This window comes from Streptomyces sp. NPDC058964 (genome assembly GCF_042741275.1).
Taxonomy (GTDB): domain Bacteria; phylum Actinomycetota; class Actinomycetes; order Streptomycetales; family Streptomycetaceae; genus Streptomyces.
The window spans coordinates 1-5,582 of the sequence record NZ_JBHYKH010000569.1 but is presented as its reverse complement, the minus strand read 5'-3'; the positions used below and the strand labels follow the sequence as shown (position 1 = coordinate 5,582).

The window sequence follows — 5,582 nt, the reverse complement described above, 5'->3', positions numbered from 1 at the left end:
GCGCCCCGCGCCCCCCCCCCCGCGTGTCCCCCCCGGCCGCCCCCGCCCACCCCGGGGGGGGCCCGGGCCGCGGTGTGACGGGTGACGGACCGCACGGAAGCGTGGCGCCGTCGGCGCAGGGGTTTCCCGATGGCCGCTGTCAGCGAGCGGGACTAGCGTGCTGAGTGGGACCGATTCCCGTGCCAGGCCGGGAGGAGCGCCATGAAGCTGGACAAGCCGGTGACCGGCGGACCCTGCTGGACGGAGCTGGGGACGAACGATCTGGAGGGCGCCAAGCGGTTCTACACGGAGCTGTTCGGCTGGCGTCCGGAGACGGATCCGCGCCAGGAGGCGGGGGGCTACACGGTCGCGCACCTCGGGGACGCGGCGGTCGCCGCGCTCACCCGGCTGTACCAGTTCCAACCGGTCGCGTGGAACGTGTCGTTCGCGGTGGCGGACGCTGACGCGACGGCGCGTACGGTCGAGGAAGCCGGCGGCACCGTGATCCTCGGCCCGTTGGACGTGTTCGACGCCGGCCGCTTCGCCGTGGCCCTCGACCCGACGGGCGCGGCCTTCCAGCTGTGGCAGCCGCGGACGTTCCCGGGCGCCGGGCTGTTCAACGCGCCGGGCTCGCTGGGCTGGGTGGAGCTCGCGACCCACGACACCGACCGGGCACGGGACTTCTACGCCACGGTCTTCGGATGGACCGTCAATGCCTCCGAGTGGTACACGCAGTGGGGCATCGACGGCGAGGACTTCGGCGGGATGGCGGACATGGGCGACCGTTTCCCGCCCGAGGTGCCACCGCACTGGATGCCGTACTTCGCGGTCGCGGACGTGGACGCGACGACGCAGGTGGCGATCGAGGCGGACGGTTCGGTCCTGGTGGAGCCGACGTCGATGGGGAGCGTCCGGCGCATCGCCGTACTGCGGGATCCGCAGGGAGCGGCCTTCGGGGTGTACGCCGCGGGCGAGGAGGGCTGAGCGGCCGGCGGCCTCAGGCGCGCAGCGCGCCGATCCGGCCCTCGAGACGGGACAGCAACTCGGCCAGCAGGCCCGCCAGTTCCTCCTGTCCTTCGGGGGCGAGCGCCGACAGTACGGCCGTCTCGTAGGCGAGTTGCTCGGGCAGGATGCCGTCGACGAGGTCACGGCCGGCGTCGGTGAGCCGGACGTGGGCGACCCGTCGGTCGCGGGTGTCGCCGCGGCGCTCGACGAGTCCGCGCTCGGTCAGGTTCTTGAGCCGCTTGGTGACGGCGGCTCCCGAGGAGAAGGTCTCCCGGGCCAGCTCGCTGGGGGTCAGTTCGTGGCCGGTGCGGCGCAGCGCGCCGAGCAGGTCGAACTCGGGACGGCTGAGTCCGGCGCGGCGCAGCGGGGCGTCCTCGGCCTGTTGCAGGAGGGCGGCGCAACGGTTGATGCGGCCGATGACCTCCATGGGCCCGGTGTCCAGTTCGGGGTGGACGGTCCGCCACTGCCGGACGACCGCGGCGACGGTGTCGCCCCTCCCCTCGCCGTTGTCGGCCGCCGGTCGTCCGTTCGTCGCCGTCATGGCCGTGCGTCCTCCGTTGTCGTCGTCTTCGCAGCCTGCGTACCGGCCCGGGAGTGCGGTCCCCGGCATCGCACCGTCGCCGCGAGCGTACGGTGTCCGGCACGCTCGGCGAGCACGACCCGCTCCTCGGGCAGGGCGCGTCGCCGCCACTCGCCGGACACGGCGTCGGTCGTGGCGCGCAGGTCCGCCAGGGCCGCGGTGAGTCCGCGGCGGGCCGCCTCCAGCGAGCGGGGTGCCGGATGCGGCTCCGCAAGGAGGCGCGCGGTGTGCTCACGGGCCCGCTCGACGGCGGTGAGGGCGCGCTCGACGCGGTCGCCGGCACGCCGGTCGGTGACGGCCACGGCCGCGGCGAACCCGGCCAGCGCGCCGACGAGGGTGTCCGCGACCCGCTCGGTGATCAGCTCGCCGGAGTCCTGCGTGCGCGCGAACTCGGTGATGAGCAGGGCCATCGGGGTGACACAGATGCTGCCGAGCCAGTAGTTGCGGCCGATCAGCGCCTCGGCGCCGAAGTTGAGGACCAGGCAGCACAGCACCAGGGCCGCCGGGTGGAGGTGGGCCAGCGGGACGATCGCGGCGAAGACGAGGACGCCGGCCAGGTTGCCGACCACGCGCTGGACGCCCCGGCTCCAGGTGAGGGTGACGTTGGCCTGGTAGAGGGAGGCCGCGGTGACCAGGGCCCAGTAGGGGCGCCCCACGCCGAGGGCGAGGGAGGCGTATCCGGCGAGGGCGCAGCCGAGGGCGGTCCGGGCGGCGACATGGGTGAACGGCCCCGGCCCGCGCCACCACCGCCGGGCCGGAGCTCCGAGTCCGGCCTCGGCACCCGGCAGCTCGTACACGTCCGTGGCATCCATGGTGTCCGTGGCATCCATGGTGTCCGTGGCGTCCATGGACACCACCTGACGGTCCACTCGCGGCACGCGTCCGGTGCCGCGCAGATCGCGTGCCCAGGCCCGCAGCCGCTCGGGGTCCGCGTCCCCGGGTGCGGCGAGGGCGACCTCGGCGCGGACGACGAGCCGTTCGAGGGCGCGGCGGGTCCGGTCGGCGCGGGCGCCGTCGGCGGGCAGTGCCCGCCGGGCCGCCTGTACGGCCGCGGCCGCCGCGGCACGGGCCCGGTCGTGGCCCTGGGCGGTGCCGTGCGTGGTGGCGTACGCGGCGGCGGCGTTCAGGGCGTGGGCGGTGGCACGGCGCTCGGGGCCGTGCGGGCGCAACAGCCCCGGTGCCATGCCGACCAGCCAGGCCCAGCCACCCGCCGTCAGCGCCAGCCCCACGTGGCCGGGCACCTGACCGAGGGTCTGGGGGGCGAACAGCGAGGCGGAGCTGATGAAGGTCAGGACCACGTTCCCGGGCGGGCCGATGCGGCTCGCGTCGCACAGCGCCTTCTGCACGGCGGCCATGAGTGCGCCGACGGTGACCAGGACGACGGCGTCGGCGGTGAGCGACGCGGCCGTCAGGGCCACGGCGAGGCCGCCGACCATGCCGAGGACCACCCGGGCCAGGGCGCGGGCCCGGGCCGCGTACGGGCGGTTGTGGCCGTACAGCGCGCACAGGGATCCGGCCATCGTGTACATGGCCAGGTCGAGTCTGCCGAGCGCCAGCAGGGCCAGGTTGGGCGGGGCGACCGCGGCGACCACGCTGAGCGCGGGCTTGAACCAGATGTCCGAGGGCCGGCCGAGGCGCAGCGCCCCGGCGAGGGGGAGACGGAGGGGGGTCGCACTGCTCATACCCGTCAATTTAGCATGTGTTTTACCAGTAAATGAATTGCACCACTTGGCGGTATCCGCCTCGTCACCTGCCGTGCTCCGCGGAATGCTCCCCGTGTACACCTTTGCGCTTGCGTGCGCGCCGCATGTCCCGGGCATCGCATACATCGACCGATCGTGAAGCGCTGAGCAGGGAGCGGGGAGGTGCACGTGCACGGACCGGCTTCGCCCGGGTGGCTGCTGGTCGCGCTGTGCGCGGCGACCGGGGCCTACTGCCTGCTGCGGATGCGCAGCAGCGTCGAGGAGCAGCGCCGCTCCGCGGGCGGCGAGGCGCTGATGGGCTTCGGCATGGCCGCCATGGCCGTGCCGGCGGCCGCGTTCACCCCGCCGTCGTGGACGTGGCCGTTGTACGCGGCCGTGTTCGGCGCGGCCGCCCTGCGCGCTCTGTGGGCCGCGCGCGACGCCCCGCACCATCTGCACCACCTGGTGGGCACTGCGGCGATGGTCTACATGGCGGTCGTGATGGCCGCCTCCCCGGGACCCCGCCACCATGCGCACAGCGCCCCCGGAGTGCCCCTGGTGACAGGGCTGTTGCTCGCCTACTTCACCGGCTACGTGCTGCTCTCCGGCGTACGCCTGCTGCCTGCCACCGCGACGGCGGGCACCGGGGCCGTCGTCGGCTGGGGGGACCGGCCGGAACTGGCACGGGCGTGCCGGCTGTCGATGGGGATCGGCATGGTGGCGATGCTGCTGACGTTCTGACCCGCGCCGCTGCGGTCGTGTGCGCCGTGCGCAGGCGTTGCCTGCGTCACTTCGCCGCGCGGGACCGTTCCCGGGCGGCCCGACGCTCGTAGGGTGCTGCTCATGATGGTCCCCGCGGCACTGCTGCTGCTCGGCGCCCTGACCGCCGTCGTCGCCCCCCGGCTGCTCGCCCGGGCCGAGTGGCCGGACCGTGAACCGGTGGTCGCCCTGTGGGTGTGGCAGTGCGTCGTGGCGGCCGTGCTGCTGTGCTGTGCCCTGTCGATGACGCTGAGCGCGGCGGCGGCCTGGCAGGCGGTGCGCTGGCATGTGTTCGGCCCGGCGCCGCGCGCGGTCGTGGAGTCCTACGAACCGGGCACGACCGGTCCCTGGGCAGCGGCGACCGCGGTGGCTCTCGCGTGCGGCGGACTGTGGACCGCGGCGATGCTGGTCCGTGAGGTCCTGCGGGCCCGGACGCGGCGACGCCGTCGGCGGTCCGAACTTCTCGTGCGTGCACCACTGTTGCCGGGCGAGGAGCCGGTGAGCGGTCGGCTCGTACTGCTGGAGGGGGACCGTCCGGACGCCTGGTGGCTGCCCGGTGCGGCACCCCAACTCGTCGTCACCACAGCAGCGTTGCGCCGCCTGAAAGGGCGGCGGCTGGACGCGGTGCTCGCCCACGAGCAGGGGCACGCCCAGGCCCGGCACGACTGGCTGCTGCACTGCTCGGCCGCGCTGGCGAACGGATTCCCGCAGGTGCCGGTTTTCGCCGCCTTCCGTGACGAGATGCACCGGCTCGTCGAACTGGCCGCCGACGACATGGCCTCGCGGCGCTTCGGCCGGCTGACGACCGCGCTGGCGCTGGTGGAACTCAACGAGGACCGGGGCGTGTTCGGCCCCTCCCCCACCCCGCAGGCCCATGTTCCGCAGCGAGTGCACCGGCTGCTCACTCCCCCGGACCGGCTGACCGCGATGCGGCGCCTGCGGCTGACGGCGGCCGCGGTGCTGGTACCGGTGGTCCCGGTACTGGTGGCACTCGTACCGGGCCTGCGCGCGCTGGGCTGAGCCTCCGGCGGACTCCGCGTCGGCCTTGCGCCCCGCCCGCCGGCGAGGATCGCAGCATGCACCGCCCGCACCGCCACCGGCCGAAGTGCCGCCCGGCACTCCTCGCCGCCGCCGCCCTGACCGTGCTCTGCGCGTCACTGCTGACCCCGGTCGCGATCGAATGGCACCCTCTGATCAGCCTGGACGGGCAGGCCGCCCGGACCACCCGCCGCTGGGCGGTCGACGAGCACGGTCTCACCCATGCCTTCCGCATCCTCACGGACCGGGTCTGGGACCCGCTGACCATGCGCCTGGCGGCCGTCGCGGCCGCGGTGCGGCTGGTGTGGCGCCGCTCGGCCTGGCGTACGGCGCTGTGGCTGACCGCCGTCTGCGCGGCGGCCACGGTCGTCCAGCAGGCGCTGAAGGCGGCCGTCGACCGCCCGCGCCCGGTCTGGCCGGATCCCGTCGACTCCGCCCACTCCGCGGCCTGCCCCTCCGGTCACGCCATGACCGCCACGGCGGTGTGCGGCCTCCTGCTGCGGCTGCTGCACCGCTTCGGCGCCGGGCGCGCGCTGTGG

At 74.8% G+C, this 5,582-nt stretch carries 6 protein-coding genes; 4 read left to right on the top strand and 2 right to left on the bottom strand.

The window, feature by feature from the left end:
- The first annotated feature begins 201 nt into the window (after nt 1-201).
- Nucleotides 202-963, top strand: coding sequence for a VOC family protein (locus ACFW2E_RS40420; protein ID WP_384475159.1), 762 nt, complete (start codon nt 202-204; stop codon nt 961-963).
- Nucleotides 964-976: 13 nt separating this feature from the next.
- Here the strand turns inward: ACFW2E_RS40420 and ACFW2E_RS40415 are convergent, their stop codons facing one another.
- Nucleotides 977-1,525: a MarR family winged helix-turn-helix transcriptional regulator gene (locus ACFW2E_RS40415; RefSeq protein WP_384475156.1), complete on the bottom strand. Its 549-nt coding sequence runs from the start codon at nt 1,523-1,525 to the stop codon at nt 977-979.
- Nucleotides 1,522-3,246 carry an FUSC family protein gene (locus ACFW2E_RS40410; RefSeq protein WP_384475153.1) on the bottom strand — a complete coding sequence of 575 codons (1,725 nt, stop codon included), beginning with the start codon at nt 3,244-3,246 and terminating at the stop codon, nt 1,522-1,524. Before ACFW2E_RS40410 ends, ACFW2E_RS40415 begins: the two co-directional genes overlap by 4 nt.
- A gap of 189 nt (nt 3,247-3,435) precedes the next feature.
- Here ACFW2E_RS40410 and ACFW2E_RS40405 point away from each other — a divergent pair, with 189 nt between their 5' ends.
- The 3 genes from ACFW2E_RS40405 to ACFW2E_RS40395 form a co-directional block, all read left to right on the top strand.
- Nucleotides 3,436-3,987 carry a DUF5134 domain-containing protein gene (locus ACFW2E_RS40405; RefSeq protein ID WP_384475152.1) on the top strand — a complete coding sequence of 184 codons (552 nt, stop codon included), beginning with the start codon at nt 3,436-3,438 and terminating at the stop codon, nt 3,985-3,987.
- A 102-nt stretch (nt 3,988-4,089) separates the two neighbouring features.
- Nucleotides 4,090-5,025, top strand: a complete 936-nt coding sequence (locus ACFW2E_RS40400) for a M56 family metallopeptidase (protein WP_384475149.1) — start codon at nt 4,090-4,092, stop codon at nt 5,023-5,025.
- 56 nt (nt 5,026-5,081) lie between these two features.
- Nucleotides 5,082-5,582 (top strand): phosphatase PAP2 family protein (locus tag ACFW2E_RS40395; RefSeq protein WP_384475146.1); only part of this gene is annotated, 501 nt, incomplete at its 3' end.